Raw genomic sequence first — 21,956 nt, forward strand, 5'->3', positions numbered from 1 at the left:
CAAAAAAAATGGACAAGAAAAAAGTAATCCTTATAACAGGTGCATCGGCAGGTATGGGCAAAGATTTTGTACAAACTTTATTGGCAGATAGACACACGGTTTACGGTGCTGCAAGGCGGTTGGACAAGATGGGAGATATCAAAAATCAAGGTGCTAAAATATTGGGTATGGATGTAGCCGATGACGCTTCAATGGTATCTGGTATTGAAACTATAATAAAAAATGAAGGCAGAATAGATGTGCTTATAAACAATGCTGGCTTTGGTTTAAGCGGTGCTATAGAAGATGTAAGTATAGCTGAAGCCAAATATCAAATGGAAGTAAATCTTTTTGGTATTGGGCGACTGATACAATTGATATTGCCTCAAATGCGGAAGCAACATTCAGGCAAAATAATCAACATCACATCACTAGGCGGTAAAATAGCTATGCCTATGGGTGGGTGGTACCATGCAAGCAAATTTGCTTTGGAAGGCTTGAGTGATAGTTTACGATACGAAGTAAAACCATTTGGAATAGATGTAGTGGTGATACAACCAGGAGCTGTAAAATCAGAATGGGGAGACATTGCTTTTGATAATGTAAAGCGAATTTCGGGCAATGGGGCTTACCAAGGTTTGACTGATAGTTACATCGAAGCATTTAAAACATCTGAAAAAAACGCAGTGAATACCAACGTGATAGCGAAGTTAGTAAAAAAAGCTGTAGATACTAAAAAACCTAAAGCTAGATACAATGGTGGCTACTTGTCTAACACTATGTTATTTTTACGTAAATTGCTTCCTGATAGTGTGTTTGATTTGCTGATTACGGGGATGTTCAAAATCAGTTAAAAAATAAAAATGAACAAGAAAAAAGCAACATATATTTCTATTAATACCATATCGCAGTTGCATCAGGTATTAGGTTTGCCCAAGTGCCAGCACCCTTTGATCAGTTTGATAAAACTGGATACTTGTCCACCTATTTTGGAAGCCAGCATACATTACTCGTCTAATTTGTATAGCATTAGTTTGAAGAAAAATGTAAGGGGGAAACTAAAATATGGGCAAAAACAATACGACTTTAACGAAGGACTTTTAACTTTTATAGCACCCAAACAAGTGGTGGTTTCTGAAAGTACTAATGGCATAGAAGCAAGTGGATGGTGGCTACTTTTTCACCCTGATTTTATTAGAAATTACCCTTTGGGTAAAACTATAAAAGACTATGGCTACTTTTCTTATGCCGTAAATGAAGCCCTTTTTCTTTCAGACAAAGAAGAAAAAACACTAGAAGACATCCTGAACAATATAGAACAAGAATACTATACAAATATTGACCAATTTAGCCAAGATGTAATGGTTTCACATTTGGATGTGTTGCTCAACTATTCCAATCGCTTTTACAATCGGCAATTTCTTACTCGTAAATCTGCCAGTTCCGATGTTTTGGTAAACTTAGAAAATCTTTTGACCGATTATTTTAATTCAGAAAAAATACAAGAGCAAGGCTTGCCTTCTGTACATTATTTCGCAGAAAAGCTAAATGTTTCTGCAAATTATTTAAGCGATATGTTACGAAATCTTACTGGTCAAAGTACGCAACAGCATATTCATAACAAACTCATCGAAAAAGCAAAGGAAAAGCTATCTATCACAAATTTATCAGTTAGTGAAATCGCTTATCAGTTAGGTTTTGAACATTCTCAGTCGTTCAGCAAATTGTTTAAAAGAAAAACCACTCAAAGCCCTTTGGAATTTCGGGCAAGTTTTAACTGAATTAAATTTAAATCTCTTACTATTTGTTTTTCATAACTTTGTTTTATGAATAAAGAGCAGACATTAGAAGATTTATATGAGTACAGGTACAATTGGATTCCCGATAACCTAAAAGAAGGTATTGGGCATTTTAACGTCTTTCAGCTTGATGATTTTATAGGGAAAAATCCAAAACCCCTATCATTTAACCGAAGAATTTATTTTAAAATAACCTTAATATTTGGTAAAAGCCGATTGCATTATGCAGACAAAGTTATTGATATTAAAAAACAAGCACTGGTTTTTTCAAATCCACAAATTCCATATAGTTGGGAGTCGATAGACGATAAACAATCAGGTTTCTTCTGTGTATTTACAGAAAGTTTTTTTAAACAATTTGGGAAGCTAACAGATTATCCAATATTTCAACCAAATGGAAATCGTGTATTTGAATTAACGGATGACCAAGCAGATATTTTTAAACATATTTTTCGAGAAATGTTCAATGAAATCAACTCTAACTATCCCTATAAATATGATGTTTTACGCAATTTGGCGTTTGAAGCCATTCATAAGGCGATGAAAAGTCAACCATTACAATTGCCGGAAACTTCTGTTTCTAATGGTTCTGAAAGAATATCTTCCTTATTTATGGAGTTGCTAGAAAGACAATTTCCCATTGAAAATACCAATCAACGTATAGTGCTGCGTTTTGCTTCCGAATACGCCAATCGATTGAATATTCACGTCAATCATCTAAATAGAGCTCTCAAAGACAATGTGAAGTTGAGTACAAAAGAAATCATCGCAAATCGAATCACACAAGAAGCCAAACTACTCTTGAAGTATACCACCTGGAATATTTCTCAAATTGGGTATTGTCTCGGATTCGAAGATGTTTCAAATTTTTCTCTTTTCTTTAAAAAGAATACAGAATTATCTCCTTCACAATTCAGAAAAAAATAATTGTTTGATTTTAATAAAAATCTGGTTGAAGTTCATAAAATAATCTTGCTATAGTATCTCACCTTTGTACTATTCAATAATTAAAAAAAATTATAGTATGCAAAATGGTAAAACAGCACTTGTAACAGGTGCCAACAAAGGAATTGGGTTTGAAACTGCCAAACAATTAGCATCACTTGGCTACAATGTATATTTAGGAAGCCGAAACAAAGCAAATGGGTTAAAGGTTATTAAAGAATTAAATAAGCTAGGTTTTACAGATGTTGATATTTTAGAACTTGATGTTACTGACAAAGAATCCATTCAAAGTGCGAAGGAAGAGCTAAAAACTAAAATTTATCATCTTGATATTTTGATAAATAATGCCGGAATTTCTGGCATCGTTTCTAATCCACCCTCAATCGATTCAATGGATAATGTCCGAAATGTACTTGAAACCAATTTTTTTGGAGCTGTTCAAGTAACACAACATTTTCTTGAACTTTTAAAAAAATCAAATGCACCAAGAATAGTGAATGTTTCAAGTGAATTAGGCTCATTAACATTGCAAAGTAATCCCGAATGGGAATTTTACCCATATAAAGTATTTGCATACAACACTTCAAAAACAGCCTTAAATTCATTTACGGTTATGTTAGCTCACGAATTTAAAGACACTGCCCTCAAAATAAATAGTGTAGCACCAGGATATACAGCTACTGATTTAACTAACTTTGGCGGAGAAAGAACACCTGATATGGGAGCTAAAGTAATTGTAAAATATGCTACACTTGATGCAAACGGACCAACTGGAAAATTTTTTAACGAAGACGGAGAAGTTACTTGGTAACAAGTAGGTATTTTTCATTTTTTTTAATCTAGAGAAAAAAGTCAAAAAGAATGCCCAAGCACACCAACCTGCTCTGTAGATTACGCTTTTAAACGCATTGGAGGAAAATATAAAGGTAGAATTTTATGGTATTTGAACGAATATAAAATTTTGCGCTATGGTGAATTAAGTAAAACCTTACCAGATATTACAACTAAAATACTCACACAAACATTGCGAGAATTAGAAAAGGATACTTTAATTAACCGAAAAGTATACCAACAAGTACCGCCAAAAGTGGAATACTCATTAACAGAAGTTGGAATGGAATTGATTCCTTTTATTCAGTATCTTAAAGAATGGAGAGATAAGCAGATTGAAAAAGAAATAGCAAACGTTACTAACCGATAAAATCACTACAGATTTAATTACAGATTTGGTTATATAACTATATGTCATTCTACTGAAATTTGCACCAACAAAAATATGTTGAACAAAAATTGTAATAGCAGATAACATTTGAATTTTTCAATATAACACTTTTGGACTTTTAAAGAAAGCGCCGAAAAGTTATTTATATAAAATTTGCAATGCATATTTAGAAAATAGATTATTATGACTAAATTAAAAAATCTCATTATCCTTTTAACAACGATATTATTAGGATACACCAACACAATAGATGCACAAACTGAAGGGAAAATAACTGGAAAAGTATTTGACCATGCTACCAATAACCCAATTGAATATGCTACTATTGGTGTGTTTTATAGTAGCGATAAATCGTTAGCAACTGGAACTATTACTGATGAGAAAGGTGATTTTACAATTCCTAATTTAAAAATAGACACGTATTATTTTGAAGTATCTTTTATTGGCTACAAAACCCAAATTATTGAAAACGTAAGTATTAAAAATGCTACACCATTAGATTTAGGGACTATTTATTTAGAAGTTGATGCAGCACAATTAGATGAAGTAGTTATAAATGCCGAATCTCGTAGTATAGATTATCAAATAGACAAAAAAGTGATTTCGGTAAATAAAGAGCTTTCCTCTGCTTCAATGACTGCTGTTGAAGTATTAGAAAACACACCTTCTATTAGAGTAGATATTGATGGGAACGTTTTATTAAGAGGAAGCTCAGGTTTTAGAGTTTTAATTGATGGTAAACCTACGGTTTTAGAACCAAGTGATGCGTTAAAACAAATGCCAGCTTCTCTTATTAAAAATATAGAAATTATTACAAATCCGTCATCAAAATATGTTCCAGATGGTACAGGAGGCATCATTAATATCATCACAAAAAAGAATCGAAGTATCGGTACGAGTAGTTTGGCAAATCTTCGGGTAGGTTCATTCGGTACTTATGGAGCAGATGTACTATTAAACTACAGAAAAGGAAAATCAAACTTTTATATTAGTGGCGATTATGGCAAACGTTATAACCGAAATGAATACAACAGTGAAAGAAGAACTATTCTTAACGATACTATAACTACTATTTCTTCAAGAGGTAAAGCAGAAGATATTGATGGTGGTTGGTCTATTCGTTCTGGTTGGGATTGGGATATTTCTGATAACGATGTTTTTTCAATTAGTGCTCGCCTTGGAGATTGGCAAACCGAAGGTGATTCGGAAGCCAATTACATCACTTCACAAAATCCTATAACTACTATTTTAAATGAAAATACGACAGGTTACTGGGATAGAGGAGGCTTGTTTTTCAACATTACAAGTAATTATGAACACCAATTTTCAGAAGAAGGTGAAGAATTAGCATTTCAAATAAATTATAATACACGAGATGTAGATGAACAAACTACATCTTTTCTTTATAATGAAAACAATACTATAATTAATGGTTCAAGAATTACTGAAGTAGGTCCAACAGGTATTTGGGATATTAGGCTAGATTATACCAAACCTTTTGGTGAAGATTATATACTCGAATTAGGTAGTCAAGTAAGATTAGGAACAGGAAATGATGATATTATGATATATGAATATGACGATACTTTAAATGAACTTACTCTTCAACCAGAACGAAATAACGATATTGATTATAGCAGAGATATTTTTAGCCTATACAGTGTATTTAAAGGACGATATAAAGGATTAGGATATCAAGCAGGATTAAGAGGCGAATACACCAATAGAGATATTGGCTCAAGTACAGTAGCAACTAGTACAACTGTAGACCGTTTTGATTTGTTTCCATCTGTTCATCTTTCTTATGATATAAGTGACGATAATCAAATTATGACCAATTATTCTAGGCGTATCAATCGCCCAAGAAGTTGGTTTTTTGAACCCTTTGTTACTTGGACAGATTTATTTAATGTAAGACAAGGAAACCCTTCTATACTTCCAGAATATATTGATTCTTTCGAACTGAATTTTATTAAAAACTGGGAAAAAAGAAGAATGTCTGTTGAGACCTATTATCGAGTTACACATAATAAAATAAACAGAATTACATCGGTTTATCAAGAAGGTGTTTTATTGTCAACGCTTGAAAATGTAGGAACAGATTATGCGTTGGGTATAGAAGCAATGTACAATATTAAGCCAACAAATTGGTGGGAAATGAACCTTACTGGAAATACTTACAATTATAAAATTGAAGGACAGTTAAGTAATTCAAATGAATCTTTTGAAAACACTTCATTCAACTGGAGCAGTAGAATGAGTAATACATTTAGTGTATTTAAAAGCACAAAATTGCAAGTAGATGGCAACTATAATTCACAAACAGTTACTTCTCAAGGAGAAGAGGAAGATTACTATACTATCAATTTAGGTATTCGATCAGATTTTCTGGATAACAAACTTTCATTATCCGCACAAGTACGAGATGTTTTTGCTACAAACAGAAGAACCTCAATAGTAGAAAACCCTACACTATACAACTATCATAGTCAATTATCTAACGCACCAAATGTTTCATTAACTTTAAGCTATAAATTCAATAATTACAAAGTAAAAGAAGAGGAAGAAGGGATAGATGATGATTTTTAAATAAATTGAATTTGAACTTTTCAAGAAACAAAATTTGGACTTTTGAAGAAAGTAGATATAGGTATTTATAGGCAACTTTGTCATATAAATATTTAATAGAAATGAAAACCAAAGAAACAGTTTTAGTTACTGGAGGAACAGGATTTGTTGGTATGCAAATAGTTTTTCAACTATTACAAAAAGGATATAAGGTAAACACAACACTTCGTTCTTTAAAAAGTAAAGACAAAGTAATTGAAACACTAAAATCTAATGGTATCACGTCGTTTGATAATCTAGCTTTTTTTGAAACCAATCTTATATACGATGATAATTGGGCAAAAGCAATGCAAGGCTGTAAATATGTATTAAGTGTTGCTTCTCCTGTTTTTTTTGAAATTCCAAAAGATGAAAAAAAAGCTATGCGTCCTGCCATAGAGGGCATACTCCGTATATTAAAATTTGCACAAGAAGCTAACGTAAAACGTGTTGTAATGACATCTAGCTTTGGGGCTGTTGGTTTTAGTCATACCGATAAAACTACAGAAACTACAGAAGAAGAATGGACAAACCCTAATTTAAAAGGGTTATCAGCTTATGAAAAGTCCAAAGGATTGTCGGAGCGTGCAGCTTGGAATTTCATCAAAAATGAAGGTGGCAATTTGGAGTTTGCAACAATCAATCCTGTTGCCATTTTAGGCCCTTCCTTAAGTAAGCATATTTCCGGAAGTTTTGACCTTTTAAAAAATTTGTTGGACGGTTCAATGAAAATAATACCTAATTTACCTTTGAATATTGTGGATGTTCGCGATGTGGCTGATTTACACATTCGTTCAATGACAAATCCTAAAGCTAATGGACAACGTTTTATTGCCTCGGCAGATGGGCAAATTTCTTTGCCCGAAATCGCTAAATTATTAAAAGAAAAAAATCCTGAAGCTGCCTCTAAAGTCCCTTTAACAATTTTACCAAATTGGATTCTTAATCTTGCTGCATTATTTAATAATCAGGCAAAAACAGGCTCGATGTTTTTAAAAGTAAACCGAAATGTGAGTAATGCAAAAGCGAAAAACCTTTTAGGTTGGAAACCCATAGCAAATAATGAACAAGCTATACTTGCTTCATTAAAGAGTATGCTTAAATATAATATTATTAAATAGTATAGTAATGAAAAAAAAATCTAAAAAAAGGAAACGTTTTATAATCATCACTTCAATTTTTCTAATAGGTACGGTTATAATGGCACAAACACCTAATATCGATGAAAATTTTCGAGATGCAAATAAAATAATTGGTACTTGGGTAAGTAAAGCCAAAGATTCTCGAATGGAAATTTACCAATCTGGTAATGCTTATAAAGGTAGGTTAATTGAAGGCTGGGGACTTGAACTGTATGAAGAAGATGGTGTAACTCTTAAAAAAGACAGCAAAAATCCTGATGAAAGTTTGCGAGACAGAACGCTAAAAAATATGGAATTTATTTCCGAAATGACCTTTGAAAAAGGTGCATATAAAGGTGGTGAAATATATATGGCCAAATTAGGAAAATCTATGAAATGTAAAATGTATTTTAAAGGCGAAGAGCTTCGTGTTCGGATTTATGCAGGAATCCCTATTTTAGGAATAACAAAAAAGTGGACAAGAGTTCAGTAAAATATGCTTAACAATGATTGATAGAAGTAAAGATTTACAACCTAACATTTTAACCGAACAGTTTATACCAGACCACGTCTTCGTTTATTTGGAAAAGGGAGAATTAGAATGTTATGACGGAAGTAAAAACTATACTTTTAAAGAAGGTGATATTTGTATTGCCCGTAAGAATAGATTGGCACGGTACAAAGTCAAGTCGAAAATTGAGTATAAGTTTTTCTGTTTTGGGGAAGATTTTCTTAAAATAATTCAAAAAAAGCACAATTTAAAACCTGTTTCACTTACTACTAAAGATACGTTCTTAAAAATTCTAAACAATGAATTGTTATTAGCTTTTATTCAATCCTTAAGTCCTTATTTCGAAAATAACCAAAATATTGACAAGACGTTTCAAGATATTAAATATGAAGAATTACTTTTTATACTGCTTAAAATTCAGCCTGAATTAGCAGGACTATTTTTTGACTTTTCTGTTCCTCATAAAATAGATTTAGAATTGTTCATGATGAAAAATTTCACTTTTAATGTGTCGCTTCAACGTTTTGCATTTCTTACAGGAAGAAGTTTATCTGCTTTCAAACGAGATTTTAAAACGGTGTTTAATGATACACCAAGTCGTTGGTTAACTCAAAAACGGTTACAGGAAGCCTATTATCTTATTGATAAGAAGAATAAACGACCTTCTGAAATATATCTTGATTTGGGTTTTGAAGCACTTTCACATTTTTCATTCGCTTTTAAAAAATATTTTGGTTTAACACCATCAGATATAATAGAAAGAAAAGCAAATGAATAAATTGATAAACAACAATAGATTACGTATAATTTTCGCAATTACAATTGTGTCAGTTATGGGAGTTGCTAGTTTAACACCTGCATTTCCTAAAATGGCAGATACACTTAACCTTACAAAAGTACAAATAGGTTTGTTAATTAGTGCTTTTGCGTTTCCTGGAATATTCCTAGCACCAATTTTAGGTATCATTGCAGACCGTGTAGGACGTAAAGAGATACTTGTTCCTTCTTTATTTCTTTTTGCCATAGCAGGTTTTGGAATCTTTTTTATTCATGATTTTAAAATAATGGTTGTACTACGTGTTTTTCAAGGCATAGGAGCTGCATCACTTGGAGCGCTTAACACCACCTTAATAGGAGATTTTTTTGAAGATGAACAAAGGTCTGTAGCAATGGGCTATAATGCTAGTATATTAAGTATATCAACAGGTGTTTATCCGCTTGTTGGAGGTGTTTTGGCTTCATTTGCTTGGTTTTATCCGTTTATTTTGCCTCTACTAGCTATTCCAATTGCATTATTAGTTTTTAATGATTTACCCGAACCTAAAATTCAAAAAACTGCTAATATTAAACAATATCTAAAAGCCATATCCTGTAATATCTCAAAAAAAGAAGTAATAGGTGTTTTTGTATTAGGCGTATTTACTTTTATCATTCTTTATGGAGCTTTTATAACGTATTTTCCTATTCTCTTACATCAACGTTTTGGTTTTTCATCCACATTAATTGGAGTTATTTTTTCATTAACTTCAATAATGGCTGCTTTAGTGGCATCTCAAATAGGAAAATTAACAAATACATTTGGAAGCCTAACCTTATTGAAAGTCGCTTTCTTACTTTATTTCATTGTATGTATGTCAATTCCCTTTGTCCATTCTATATACTTTTTGATCTTACTTGTTCCACTTTTCGGTATTGCACAAGCACTTAACATGCCTAGTTTGCAAATTATTTTAGCAAATATTGCACCTGATGAACAACGAGCAGCATTTATGTCGCTTAATGGAATGGTGATAAGACTAGGTCAAACACTTGGTCCTATAATTATTGGAATCGGATATGCGGTTTACAGTGTACAAGGAGCATATTTTTTTGCAAGTGTAATAGCGATTATTGGTATCATAATTCTACTTACTATGTTTTCTAAATTAAAATCCACGTAATTTTAAATTTTGAAAAAAAAGAAAAAACACTACTTATATTAAGATAAAACTAACTTCCATTATGAAGCAGTCAACTAAATATTCAAATTTATTAAAGCCTTTAGATTTAGGGTTTATAACTTTAAAAAACAGAGGCGCAATGACATATATATGCGCATAATGTAGGAAAAGATTGAAAATGAGTAAGATAAAGCATCTAAAAACAATTAGCGAATTTCATCGTACCAGAGGATTATCACAGCCTAAACATCCTTTAATTTCTGTAGTCAATTATGCAGATATTAAGCTGTTGCCAAAATATATAAATGCTAGTTGGATGTTTGATTTTTATTCTATCGCACTCAAGAGAAATTTAAATGGTAAAATAAATTACGGTCAAAAAGAATACGATTTTGAGGAAGGAGTACTATTTTTTATTTCACCTGGACAAGTATTTAGTATTGACCCAAAAGTTATTACATCAAATGAAAAATCAGGTTGGATAATGTTAGTGCATCCAGATTTTTTATGGAATACAACTCTAGCAAAAGAGATTAAACAATACGAATACTTTGGCTATGCTGTAAATGAAGCACTTTTTTTATCAAAAAAGGAAGAAAATACAGTCGCAGGAATTATTAAAAATATTCAGCAAGAATATCATTCTAATATCGATAAATTTAGTCAACAAATAATTGTTTCGCAACTTCTGTCATTACTCAATTATGCAGAACGGTTTTATCAACGCAATTTATTACAAGAGACATTAATAACCATCAAATATTAACTCGTTTAGAAGAACTACTTTATACTTATTTTCAAAGTAATGATTTAGTAAAAAAAGGGATACCAACAGTTCAGTATGTGTCAGATTCTCTACATATTTCACCAAGCTATTTAAGCAGTTTATTAAAGCATTTGACAGGGAAAAGCACTTTGCAACACATTCACGAAAAAATAATTGATTTGGCAAAGGAAAAATTGACTACTACAGATTTATCTATTAGCGAAATTGCCTATGAATTAGGTTTTGATTACCCACAATCTTTTAGCAAGTTGTTTAAAACCAAAAGTGGTATGAGTCCTGTGGAGTTTAGGAAGAGTTTTAATTAAAATCTTTATTTGTTCATACCTATTAATATGTCACCAAAGAAAAATTTAGAGAATTATTATTGGTAGGAAATTGTTACACTTTTTAAAAAGTGTAAATAAAAAAAAGATGAATTTAAATCAATGATAACTAAATGTTTAGGGGTTTGTGGAAATAATGAATTATATTTTAAATTAGGATAAAAGCAAAAACTGTTTTAATGTCCAAGTTTATTATTCATTAAAATTAATTTCTTTTAGTTAGATTTGAGCATTAGAAAACCCAATTAGGTAATGCAAAATACTGGCATATATAAGTTATCTTTAAAAGAATACGAAAATCTTTTTGATAAACAATACGTGTCGCTGTGTTTGTTTGCTAACAATTATATAAGTGATTTAGAGGTTTCAAAAGATCTTGTTCAGGATGTCTTTATAAAAATTTGGGAGTATAAAATTAAATTTCAAAGTGAGAATAGTATTAAATCATACCTATATACGTCAGTTAAAAATAAGTCATTAGATTATTTAAAAAATAAACGTGTTAAAACAACTGATTATTTCTCGATAGCTGAAATGGAAAAATTAGAAACTGAACCTTTCTTCCTAAGTGAAGTAGTTATTTCTGAAACTTCAAGTATTATTGAACAAGCAATTAATACCCTACCAAATAAGTGTGCAATAATTATTAGGATGAGTATTAAAAACTTTACTAATTCTCAAATAGCTGAAGAGTTAAATATTTCTATCAATACAGTTAAAACTCAAAAAAAGATAGCCTACAAAAAACTTAGACCTTTATTAAAAGATCATTTTATTTTAATTGCTTTCATTTTCGATAACCTTAATTAAGTTATTTTAATATAAAAGTTGTTTTTTAGTTGATATAGCTAATTAAATAAAACTTATTTTATTCCTTATTAATTAGGTATTGTAGCATAAAAAGACATATTTTTAATATAAAAGCATAAAAAAATTCATTTTTTTTAACAATTCCTTAACCCCTTTTAAATGCTTTGTCGTCTTATATGTAAATAACCATATTGGATAAATGACAAATTTTAATAAAATTATAACATTATCAAAACAACTAGCTTCCTCTTTATTAAAAGAGGAAAAACCGACAGTTTTACAAAATTCAGATTTTTTTAATGATATAGAGAAAAAGAATATTCATAAAAGACTTACTTCAGAATCAGAGATAAAGAAACGTTTAAGTCTGAAAAACAAAATAGACAAGAAAGCTGATTGGGAAAAGGTAAAGAATAGAATAGGGGTAGAGCCTTCAGTACGAAAGCTGTATTGGAAATATATAGCTGCTGCTTCAGTATTAATTATAGTAACCCTTACAGTTTTTACAAATAAATTTAATGACGAGCCTCAATTTGTAGAGAGTGTAATTGTTAATAATCAAATAGAACCAGGAGTAGAAAAAGCAACCTTATTATTGGAAAGTGGAGAGATTATTGTTTTAGAAAAAGGAAAATCTTTCCAAAAACAAAATCTAACTAGTGATGGAGAGGTGCTAATATATAATAATAAATCTTCACATAAGTTAGTTTACAACTATCTCACAATTCCAAGAGGAGGACAATTCCAATTAACTTTATCTGATGGAACAAAAGTTTGGCTTAATTCTGAAAGTCAATTAAAATACCCTGTAAGCTTCAATGATTCTGAAACTAGACAAGTAGAGCTTGTTTATGGTGAAGCCTATTTTGATGTATCACCAAGCACTAAACATAAAGGAACAAGTTTTAAAGTATATCATAATAAACAAGAGGTAGAGGTGCTAGGAACAGAGTTTAATATTAAAGCATATAAAGACGAAAATAATATTTATACAACTTTGGTTGAAGGCAAAGTAGCTATAAATACAGAAAATGAAAGTAAGATTCTAAAACCAGACGAACAATCAAATTATAATACACATTTGAATACTTTACAGTTAAAAGAAGTAAATGTTTTTAGAGAAGTTGCTTGGAAATATGGAGCATTCAGTTTTAAGCACAAATCACTTAAAGAAATCATGAAAGTATTATCTCGATGGTATGACATGGAAGTGATTTTTGAAAATCAAGAATTAGAAGATGTGACTTTTAATGGTGTACTTTATAGAAATCAACCGATAGAAGAAGTGTTATTGTTGATTAAAAGTAGTAGTAGCATTAGTGCTTACGAAATAAATAATAAAACCATTCTTCTAAAATAATAAAATGAGTTGATGGTTGATTAAATTTTAAAAATAAAAAAGACCATAAAAAAAACGTAAAACAAAACAATTATGAACAAAAATACTTTTCTTTTTATCTTTTGTGTTTTAAGTGCGGTAAGTAGTATTAATGCACAAACAACATTTGATTGGGATACTCCGGTGATAACTGTTGATGCAGCAGCTGGTACTGTTACTCAAAATAAAAACGGAGTCAAAACTACATTTTATGGAGTTTCAAATGAAGTAAACGCTAGTAATGGAGAGGGGTTTGGAGGGTCTACACGTAATGTTATTAGTAGCTCTACTGCAACATTTTCTTCTAGTGTAACTTTTAAGTTTAGTAAACCTGTAAGTGTTACTTCAGTTTTAGCCATTGATGCTACAAATTTCCCTAAAGATTGGGTATTTACTCCTATAGGAGGTTCTAATTCTCCAGTTAGAGCTAGTTTAAAAACTTTAGGAGGAACCTCAGTAGATTTAAATTGGACTGATGTTACTGAATTTACAATAACCTCCTCTTTAACAGATGGCAAGCTTGGAGGAGATATTTTTATGTTAGATAATTTGGTGGTAAGACTTAATTAAGCATAATCGTAATAAATGAAAAACTAATGGTTTTAAAAATTATATAGATAATATTAAAACATATGCAATATATGAGATTTCAATAGGCAAAGTATTACTTCCCTCCTTAATCCTTCCATAACATTCTTTCGGGGAGGGGGTAATTACTATAATTATTAACTAAAATTAAAATAACATGAAAAAAATTACATTTCTTTTTACTTTTTTTATTTTAAGTACAATTAATGCACAAACAACGTTTGATTGGGATACTCCAGTACCATCTGTAGATACATCTGCTGGAACTGTTACTCAAGTTAAAGAAGGAATCACTACTATATTTACAGGAGTTGTAGATGAGGTAAATGTTAGTGACGGAGCAGGTTTTGCAGGTTCTACAGGTAATATTATTAGCAGTGCTAGTGCCACATTTGCTTCAAGTGTTACTTTTACATTTAGTGAACCTGTAAACATTACTTCTATATTAGCTATAGATGCCACTAATTTTGAAAAAGATTGGACATTTACTCCAACAGGAGGCGCTAATTCTCCAGTAACAGCTACTTTGGCAGCTTTGGATGGAACATCAGTGAATTTAAATTGGACTGGTGTTACTGGGTTTACAGTTACCTCGACTTTAACAGGGACACTTGGAGGAGATATTTTTGTATTTGATAATTTAGTCGCCGCAGCTAGTTTTATAAATTTTGATTGGGATACACCAGCTCCAAATACGAATGCTTCTGCTGGAACAATTACTCAAACTAAAGCTGGGGTTACTGCTACATTTACTGGAGTTGCGAATGAAGCAAATGTTAGTGACGGAGCAGGTTTTGCAGGTTCGACAGGTAATATTATTAGTAGTGCTAGTGCTACATTCGCTCCAAGTGTTACTTTCACGTTTAATGAGCCTGTTGATATCAACTCAGTATTGGCTATTGATGCTACTAACTTTGAAAAAGATTGGACATTTACTCCAGTAGGAGGTGCTAATTCACCAGTTACAACAACTTTAGCAGCTTTAAATGGAACATCTGCAAATTTAAATTGGACTGGTGTTACAGGGTTTACAGTTACCTCTACTTTAACGGCTACACTTGGGGGAGATATTTTTGTATTTGATAATTTAATAATTGCTACTTCAAACTCAACTTTATCAACTACTAATTACATTACAGAGACTATTAAGATGTATCCAAATCCAGTTGATAATATTCTTTACTTAAAAAATATTGGAAATTTAAAAGGAACAAAAATCTACAATAGTTTAGGTCAATTAGTTTCTGAAACAAAAAAGGAAGAAATAGATTTTAGCAATTTTAACAAAGGAATATACTTTTTGCAAGTAAATTCAGATAAAGGTGTTGAAACTAAAAAAATAATAAAAAAATAAAGTATTAAAAAAATTAACAACTTAACGTCATGTTATTATTAAAAAAATCAAAACATATAAAACATAAGTAGAAACAAATACATTACAAAAAGTAAAGGGACAAAGTTTAGATCTCGCTAAAGTTTAAAACTTCACCCCTTTTTTAACATTAATTAATATTAAACTAACTAATATCAAGTAAAATTATGCATTTTAAATTAACTAAAGGTATTTTCTTTGTTAGAAAATCGCTATTAATAAACTTCATGAGGACATTTTTATTTTTGTTTTGTTCTACGTTATTCGCTATAACCCCCAACAATGTATTATCTCAAAACACAAAAATTAAGATTAAAATCGATCAACAAGTAACTGTTGATGAGGTTTTTGATATAATCTCTTGGCAAACAAAATATGCCTTTATCTATCAAGATAATTTGTTTAAAGACTATCCAAAAGTACAACTTAAAAAAGGTGTTATTAATATGGATAAGCTTATTAACCAAAGTTTAGTAAATGAAAACTTAAACGTGGTTTTAACTAAGAATAATACTATTATTATAAAAAAAATAGATGTTAAACAAGAAAAGCAAATTAGTGGTATAGTAACTGATGATTATGGATTACCCTTACCAAATGCAGCCGTTATAATTAAAGGTACAGTTCGTGGTACATATACAGATTTTAATGGTAGTTATATAGTAAAAGTTCCTAACCCAAGAAGCATTTTAGTTTTCTCTGCTTTAGGGTACAAAACTCTCGAAATAGTTGTAGGTGAAAAAAAAATAGTAAATGTTCAAATGGATGTTAGCACTTCTAGTTTAGATGAAGTTGTTGTTATTGGTTATGGAAAATCTAAAGCACAAGATTTAACAGGCTCTGTAGGTGTTATTAAGGCTACAGATTTAAACACGAATAGTAATCCAACAGTCGAAAGTCAATTAGGAGGGAAGCTGTCAGGAGTGCTTGTAACAAGGAGAGATGGTAGGCCAGGTGGTGGAGCATCAGTTCAAATTAGAGGTTTAAGTAGTTTATTGGGGTCAAATGAACCGTTGTATGTTATAGATGGAATACCATATCAACCGCTTTTTAACGATGCAGAACAAAACATTAATATTTTAAGTTTTATAAACCCAGCAGATATAGAAAGTGTGTCGGTTCTTAAAGACGCTTCTTCTGCTGCAATTTATGGTTCCAGAGCTGCAAACGGGGTTGTTTTAATTACCACTAAAAAAGGAACTAAGGGAGATAAACCTGTATTTGAAATTGATTTAAAAACTACAGTTCAAGCACCAAAGTTTAATTCAAAATTTTTAAATGCAGAACAATGGTTTAGTGTTCTTGAAGTAGCAGCTGTTAATGCAGGATTAGCATTTGATAGAGAAAGTATTGATTTAGGGGATAATACCAACTGGGTTGATGAAGCTTTGGGTATTGGAGTAATGAACACCTTAAACATGAGTGTTGTAGGAGCTACCGAAAAAACTAATTATGCTTCATCTTTTTCTTATACAGATCAAGAAGGAATTATAAAGCCTTCATTTTTTGAAAGATATAACGCGAGACTTAATTTAGATAGTGAAGTTACAGATAAATTTAAGATAGGTACTAATATTGCTTATTCTTATTCTGAGAGAGATGCCGGAACCAGCTTTAATTTAGTAGCAAAACAAAGACCAGATATGCCTAGACATTATATTAATTCTGATAGAGATTTGAATTCGGTTAATTACTTAGCTCGTGAAGAAAAAACAAAAAGGTTATCTACAAGTAACATGATTTTAGGTTCTTTTTACGGAGAATTAGAAATAGTTGACGGCTTAAAAGTAAAATCATCATTTAATATGAGTAAGGTTAATACTAAAAGCTTTACGTTTTCACCAAAAATACTTGATACAAGCGAAGAGCCAATAGCTCGTAGAAATGATTCAAATTTTGAAAACACGACATTAGTTTGGGACAATACTTTAAATTATTCAGTGGAATTTAATAATTCTCATAATCTAGATATTGTTACAGGAGCATCTTGGAATAGAGTTATAAATAAATCTGAATCTATAAACTCACAGGGATTTGCAAATGAAAATTTTCTTTTTAATTTAGGTTCAGCAAATGAAATAACGAGTGCAATTAGTAATGAAGGAGTAAGTGGCCTAGAATCTTTTTTTGCAAGAGCTAATTATAATTTTGAAAATAAATATTATCTAACATTTACAGGAAGAGCTGATAAGTCTACTAAATTTGGGCCAAATAATCGTTGGGGATACTTCCCTTCGGTAGGATTAGCTTGGGATATCTCCAGAGAAAATTTTATGGAAGATAAAACTGTTAGCCATCTTAAATTAAAGTCTAGTGTTGGAGTTACTGGTTTAGCTAGCTTTGGAGACTTCTTATTTGATACTTTTTATGGAACAGGGACTTTTTATAATGGGTTAAACGGGATTGCACCTAATGGTATTCCAAATTCAGATTTACGTTGGGAAAAAACAACACAATTAGATGTAGGTATAGATTTCGGATTATTTGATAATAAAATAAACGGTTCGTTAGGGTACTATTCAAAATATACAAATGATTTAATTCTTGAAGTACCTATTCTACTGGAAGCAGGAGGAGGAACTAACCAAATCCAAAACGTAGGTGATATTAGTAATAAAGGTATTGAGTTTTCTATTAATGCAAATTTAATTGACAAAAAAGATTTTAAATGGAGTGCCTCTTTTAATATTACGTATCAAAAAAATAAAGTTGAAAAATTGGGTGACGGTCAAATAGATGATTATGCAAATACACTATATTTAGAAGAAGGACAACCATTAGGTATATTTAGAGGGCACACTACAGATGGTATTTTTCAAACTCAAGAAGAAATTGACGAATTAAATGCTGGTGCTCCTGATGGTTTTTATCAATCTATGGATACAGCACCAGGAGATATAAAAATTGTAGACACTAACGAAGATGGAGAAATTAATCAATTCGATAAAGTTACTGTTGGTAATGCCTTACCAGAATTTTATGGAGGTTTTAATAGTTCGTTAACCTATAAAGATTTTGAATTTTCGACATATTTTCAATATCAGTTGAATGCCGATTTGATCCCTAGATTATTTACAGATGCTAAAAAAGTTAGAGCTAATGGTCTTTTAAGTAATTTTTCAACAGATGCTTTAGACGCATGGTCATCAACAAATACTAATACTAATCAACCTCGTAATTTACAATCGTCTTCAAGTTTTAATTTAGAAACTTTAGATACAGATGTTTCTGATGCTTCATACTTAAAACTTAAAAATGTTAGACTGGGTTATAATATCAATGCGGTTAAGGATTTAAAGGCGCTTATTTATATATCTGCAACAGATTTATTTACAATAACCAAGTATAAGGGGTCAGACCCAGAAGTAGCCGAGTTTGATGGAAATACGAACAACTATAACTTTGGTAATGATTCAGGAAGATATCCTTATAGTAGAACATTTTCTTTGGGTGTAAACTTAAAATTTTAAAAACATAAATTATGAAACATACATATAATTATTTAGGTACATTACTATTGTTTATAGGGTTAATTTCATGTGAATTAACAGATATAGACGAAATACAACCTAAATTTCAAATAAGTACAGAACTTGTCTTTTCTGATTCTGAAAGTGCAGAACAAGCATTGGTTGGAGTTTATAATTTAACATTATTAAATTATGGAGCATGGCTTTGGAACGCTACAGATCATGGTCAAATGGGTATAGAGTTAGTCTCTCCATTTGGAGATTCTCCATTCTCAACAAATTTACTGAATTCAGAAATAGCTACATTAAATCACTATAGTGATCCTTTTCAAGCAATTAATGCCATTAATTATATAATAGCAGGAGTGCCAACTATTGATAATGATTTGTTTGAAGGTAATAGAAAAGCAGAAATATTAGGAGAAGCACATTTATTAAGAGCTTTTTCGTACTTCAATCTTTTAAGATCTTATGGTCAATTTTGGGATAAAAATTCTAGTTATGGTATGGTAATACATACTAATCCTAATGCTGCGATTGTTGCTAAACCAAGAAGTACAGTTCAAGAAACGTATGATTTAATATTATCTGATTTAGATTTTGCAATAGAAAATGCACCAACATTTAACACTGCAGTTTATGCCTCTAAAGAGGCAGCTAAAGCTATTAAAGCGAGAGTTTTATCATACTATGGGGGTAATGATGCGTATGTTGAAGCAGCAGCACTTTGTAAAGAAGTAATTAATAGTGGTTATTTTTCGTGGGAAGCTTCATACGAAGATATTTTTAAGAATACTTTTAATTCTAACGAGGCTATTTTGGTAAATCATTGGGATGGTACAGAAAACAGTAACGGAAACGTAAAACCTCTTCTTCTGCCTTTTCTTGTTAAGGCAAGTCCTATTTACATGGATTTAATGCCGCTTAATGACCCAAGAAGAGAAATTATTATGACATCTCAGGGGACAATCACTAAATATGCAAGTCTTAATGATCCTGATGCTCCTTCAGGACATTCTGGAACTTTCTATATGCGTTTAGCTGAAGTTTATTTAATACAAGCCGAATGTTTAGTAAGAAGTGGTGCACCTCTTTCAGAAGCACAATTAGCTTTAGATGTTGTTAGAGCAAGAGTAGGATTACCAGGTACAGCAGCATCAGATGCCAATCAATTATTAGCAGATATTAGAACTGAAAAATTATTGGATTTAGCTTTTGAAGATGCACAGCCATGGTTTGATATGGTACGTTATCACGTATTAGGAGATATAGATATTTCAACTATAAAACCAACAATAGATGTTGCAACAAATGGTGTGAGTCAATTTATACTTCCAATACCCCCTAAATCCTTAAAATTATCGAAAGGTCTTGTAGTTCAAAACCCAGGGTATCCAGTTGAAAACTAAAAAAAACCCAAATTCAATAACTATTGAATTTGGGTTTTATAAAATAATAATTTAGAAAAACAACATAAATAGTAAAATGAAAAAAATATTAATCGCATTAACAGCTATGATTTTTTTAAATTCTTGTAAGCAAGAAACTAAAGAAATAGACAATTCATTAATTGTTGCTGGACAAATTGAGAATTATACTGATGGGAAATTTTATTTAATTGGTGACGAGCAATTAGTAGTAGATTTAGATGAAGAAGGAAAATTTCAATTTAATACTGAAATAAGTAATCCTAAATATTTTATAATGGGTTCTAATGATATGAACCAATCATTATTTTGTATGCCAGGAGATAGTATTTATGTATCCTACAATACTAAAAATGAAGATAAAATAAAAGCAACCAAATTTTCTGGTGATAGGAGCGAAGAAAATCATTATTTGACTATAAAAGGTAGTGAATTTAATCGATTAGATGCATTAAATATAAATATGCCAAAATTGTTGGCAATGCCCAACACAAAAGTAGATAGCATTTTTAAAAGTAGAGAAAAGAAGTTTTCAAAGTTGTTAGATGAAAATACCACAAAAAATGCACATCCAGACTTTTTGCATTATGAGCGTTTTTGGAACGAAAACAATATGCTTATAGAAAATTTAATAAATAAGAATGTAAGAACCAGAATAAGTGCTAACCCTTCATTACTTACATCATATGACCCTACAGGAACTTTAAAAGATGTAAAAATTGATACCATTTTCCCTAAAGGATATAGCGATGTCGTTTCAAAGTTTAATATTAATGATAGTAAACTTTTAACATTAAATGAAAATGAATATATGACTTGGTTAGAACTAATCATGTCTAATAAGTATCCAGAACTAAATGTTAATGCATGGGGTACAGAAGATAACAAAAAACCGCATTGGTATAAAATAATAGATGAGTATAAAAAACTAATTCCAGATACTTTAGTTTACGATGCTTTTTTATACAGATTACATAAACAAAAAATGCTGTATTCTGAACACAAATTGGTAAAAGAAACAGCACATTTAATACAAAATAAAGAGAGAAGAGAAGAAGTATTAGAAACTATAAATAGAGTATTGACGTTAAATTCTACACCTTTCCCAGAATTTAACGCAACCTATACAGATGGTAAACCTTTTGGGAAAAAGGATTTATTAGGTAAGTACACCTATATCGATTTTTGGGCAACGTGGTGTGGACCTTGTAAAATGGAAATTCCTTATCTACAAAAGTTAGAGGAAGAATATCGTGGTAAAAATATCAATTTTGTTAGTATTTCAACAGATAGAAATAGAGATGTTGAAATATGGAAAAATATGGTAAAAGATATGAAATTAACAGGGACTCAGGTAATGATGGATGAAAAATCATATCAAGAAGTTGCAAAATTATTAGTTATTGAATCTATTCCACGATTTGTATTGTTAGATCCAAATGGCGTTGTTATAAATAATAATGCTGATAGACCTTCTAGTGAAACGGTTAGATCGATGCTAAATCAATTAGAAAATCTTTAAAAGTTAAACAATGTTTAATTGATTATTATGTAATCTCGAATTCTAAAACTAAATAACTATTAAAAGATCTTAAATTTAATCTTCTCATAAACTTTGTTTTCTAAGGTTATAGCTTTGAATTAATTAGTCAAACAAAAAAGTGAAAGATCATAAAA

Annotated in this window: 19 protein-coding genes; all 19 read left to right on the forward strand. The window is 30.8% G+C overall.

What is annotated here, in order from left to right:
• The first annotated feature begins 8 nt into the window (after positions 1–8).
• Positions 9–833: an oxidoreductase gene (locus C7447_RS03875; protein WP_148868929.1), complete on the forward strand. Its 825-nt coding sequence runs from the start codon at positions 9–11 to the stop codon at positions 831–833.
• A gap of 9 nt (positions 834–842) precedes the next feature.
• Positions 843–1,760: a helix-turn-helix domain-containing protein gene (locus C7447_RS03880; RefSeq protein WP_148868931.1), complete on the forward strand. Its 918-nt coding sequence runs from the start codon at positions 843–845 to the stop codon at positions 1,758–1,760.
• 45 nt (positions 1,761–1,805) lie between these two features.
• Positions 1,806–2,705 (forward strand): helix-turn-helix domain-containing protein, encoded by a 900-nt coding sequence (locus C7447_RS03885; protein ID WP_148868933.1) that lies wholly within the window; start codon positions 1,806–1,808, stop codon positions 2,703–2,705.
• Positions 2,706–2,802: 97 nt separating this feature from the next.
• Entirely contained in the window at positions 2,803–3,534 is a 732-nt protein-coding gene (locus C7447_RS03890) for an SDR family oxidoreductase (protein ID WP_148868935.1), read from the forward strand.
• A gap of 96 nt (positions 3,535–3,630) precedes the next feature.
• On the forward strand, positions 3,631–3,924 hold the full coding sequence (locus tag C7447_RS03895; protein WP_148868937.1) for a winged helix-turn-helix transcriptional regulator: 294 nt from the start codon (positions 3,631–3,633) through the stop codon (positions 3,922–3,924).
• 204 nt (positions 3,925–4,128) lie between these two features.
• Positions 4,129–6,534 (forward strand): TonB-dependent receptor domain-containing protein, encoded by a 2,406-nt coding sequence (locus C7447_RS03900; protein ID WP_148868939.1) that lies wholly within the window; start codon positions 4,129–4,131, stop codon positions 6,532–6,534.
• A gap of 101 nt (positions 6,535–6,635) precedes the next feature.
• On the forward strand, positions 6,636–7,673 hold the full coding sequence (locus tag C7447_RS03905) for an SDR family oxidoreductase (RefSeq protein ID WP_148868940.1): 1,038 nt from the start codon (positions 6,636–6,638) through the stop codon (positions 7,671–7,673).
• Positions 7,674–7,680: 7 nt separating this feature from the next.
• Positions 7,681–8,166 (forward strand): DUF2147 domain-containing protein, encoded by a 486-nt coding sequence (locus tag C7447_RS03910; protein ID WP_148868942.1) that lies wholly within the window; start codon positions 7,681–7,683, stop codon positions 8,164–8,166.
• 13 nt (positions 8,167–8,179) lie between these two features.
• The gene (locus tag C7447_RS03915; protein WP_148868944.1) at positions 8,180–8,962 is read left to right on the forward strand and encodes a helix-turn-helix domain-containing protein; all 783 of its coding nucleotides are present in this window, start codon (positions 8,180–8,182) and stop codon (positions 8,960–8,962) included.
• Positions 8,955–10,124 (forward strand): MFS transporter, encoded by a 1,170-nt coding sequence (locus tag C7447_RS03920; RefSeq protein ID WP_148868946.1) that lies wholly within the window; start codon positions 8,955–8,957, stop codon positions 10,122–10,124. Before C7447_RS03915 ends, C7447_RS03920 begins: the two co-directional genes overlap by 8 nt.
• 178 nt (positions 10,125–10,302) lie before the next feature.
• A complete protein-coding gene (locus tag C7447_RS15040) occupies positions 10,303–10,890 on the forward strand; it encodes a hypothetical protein (RefSeq protein WP_317128783.1) in 588 nt (195 codons plus the stop codon).
• A gap of 77 nt (positions 10,891–10,967) precedes the next feature.
• Entirely contained in the window at positions 10,968–11,216 is a 249-nt protein-coding gene (locus C7447_RS15045; RefSeq protein ID WP_317128784.1) for a helix-turn-helix domain-containing protein, read from the forward strand.
• Between the two features lie 270 nt (positions 11,217–11,486).
• Positions 11,487–12,044, forward strand: a complete 558-nt coding sequence (locus C7447_RS03930) for an RNA polymerase sigma-70 factor (protein WP_148868948.1) — start codon at positions 11,487–11,489, stop codon at positions 12,042–12,044.
• Positions 12,045–12,243: 199 nt separating this feature from the next.
• Positions 12,244–13,404 (forward strand): FecR family protein, encoded by a 1,161-nt coding sequence (locus C7447_RS03935; RefSeq protein ID WP_148868950.1) that lies wholly within the window; start codon positions 12,244–12,246, stop codon positions 13,402–13,404.
• Positions 13,405–13,476: 72 nt separating this feature from the next.
• Positions 13,477–13,992: a hypothetical protein gene (locus C7447_RS03940; protein ID WP_148868952.1), complete on the forward strand. Its 516-nt coding sequence runs from the start codon at positions 13,477–13,479 to the stop codon at positions 13,990–13,992.
• Positions 13,993–14,167: 175 nt separating this feature from the next.
• Positions 14,168–15,364: a T9SS type A sorting domain-containing protein gene (locus C7447_RS03945; RefSeq protein WP_148868954.1), complete on the forward strand. Its 1,197-nt coding sequence runs from the start codon at positions 14,168–14,170 to the stop codon at positions 15,362–15,364.
• Positions 15,365–15,609: 245 nt separating this feature from the next.
• A complete protein-coding gene (locus C7447_RS03950) occupies positions 15,610–18,852 on the forward strand; it encodes a SusC/RagA family TonB-linked outer membrane protein (RefSeq protein ID WP_170245898.1) in 3,243 nt (1,080 codons plus the stop codon).
• 11 nt (positions 18,853–18,863) lie between these two features.
• Positions 18,864–20,261 carry a RagB/SusD family nutrient uptake outer membrane protein gene (locus C7447_RS03955; protein WP_148868958.1) on the forward strand — a complete coding sequence of 466 codons (1,398 nt, stop codon included), beginning with the start codon at positions 18,864–18,866 and terminating at the stop codon, positions 20,259–20,261.
• A gap of 76 nt (positions 20,262–20,337) precedes the next feature.
• Entirely contained in the window at positions 20,338–21,801 is a 1,464-nt protein-coding gene (locus tag C7447_RS03960; protein WP_148868960.1) for a TlpA family protein disulfide reductase, read from the forward strand.
• The last annotated feature ends 155 nt before the right edge of the window (positions 21,802–21,956 follow it).

This window comes from Tenacibaculum adriaticum (assembly GCF_008124875.1).
In the GTDB taxonomy this organism is placed as follows: domain Bacteria; phylum Bacteroidota; class Bacteroidia; order Flavobacteriales; family Flavobacteriaceae; genus Polaribacter; species Polaribacter adriaticus.

Excerpts from the sequence above, each read along its gene's own strand:
- C7447_RS03960 (WP_148868960.1), top strand. The coding sequence starts at position 20,338 with ATGAAAAAAATATTAATCGCATTAACAGCTATGATTTTTTTAAATTCT.
- C7447_RS03945 (WP_148868954.1), top strand. The coding sequence starts at position 14,168 with ATGAAAAAAATTACATTTCTTTTTACTTTTTTTATTTTAAGTACAATT.
- C7447_RS03875 (WP_148868929.1), top strand. The coding sequence starts at position 9 with ATGGACAAGAAAAAAGTAATCCTTATAACAGGTGCATCGGCAGGTATG.
- C7447_RS03910 (WP_148868942.1), top strand. The coding sequence starts at position 7,681 with ATGAAAAAAAAATCTAAAAAAAGGAAACGTTTTATAATCATCACTTCA.
- C7447_RS03920 (WP_148868946.1), top strand. The coding sequence starts at position 8,955 with ATGAATAAATTGATAAACAACAATAGATTACGTATAATTTTCGCAATT.
- C7447_RS03885 (WP_148868933.1), top strand. The coding sequence starts at position 1,806 with ATGAATAAAGAGCAGACATTAGAAGATTTATATGAGTACAGGTACAAT.
- C7447_RS03890 (WP_148868935.1), top strand. The coding sequence starts at position 2,803 with ATGCAAAATGGTAAAACAGCACTTGTAACAGGTGCCAACAAAGGAATT.
- C7447_RS15040 (WP_317128783.1), top strand. The coding sequence starts at position 10,303 with ATGAGTAAGATAAAGCATCTAAAAACAATTAGCGAATTTCATCGTACC.
- C7447_RS03900 (WP_148868939.1), top strand. The coding sequence starts at position 4,129 with ATGACTAAATTAAAAAATCTCATTATCCTTTTAACAACGATATTATTA.
- C7447_RS03905 (WP_148868940.1), top strand. The coding sequence starts at position 6,636 with ATGAAAACCAAAGAAACAGTTTTAGTTACTGGAGGAACAGGATTTGTT.
- C7447_RS03915 (WP_148868944.1), top strand. The coding sequence starts at position 8,180 with ATGATTGATAGAAGTAAAGATTTACAACCTAACATTTTAACCGAACAG.
- C7447_RS03880 (WP_148868931.1), top strand. The coding sequence starts at position 843 with ATGAACAAGAAAAAAGCAACATATATTTCTATTAATACCATATCGCAG.
- C7447_RS03955 (WP_148868958.1), top strand. The coding sequence starts at position 18,864 with ATGAAACATACATATAATTATTTAGGTACATTACTATTGTTTATAGGG.
- C7447_RS03950 (WP_170245898.1), top strand. The coding sequence starts at position 15,610 with ATGAGGACATTTTTATTTTTGTTTTGTTCTACGTTATTCGCTATAACC.
- C7447_RS03940 (WP_148868952.1), top strand. The coding sequence starts at position 13,477 with ATGAACAAAAATACTTTTCTTTTTATCTTTTGTGTTTTAAGTGCGGTA.
- C7447_RS03935 (WP_148868950.1), top strand. The coding sequence starts at position 12,244 with ATGACAAATTTTAATAAAATTATAACATTATCAAAACAACTAGCTTCC.
- C7447_RS03930 (WP_148868948.1), top strand. The coding sequence starts at position 11,487 with ATGCAAAATACTGGCATATATAAGTTATCTTTAAAAGAATACGAAAAT.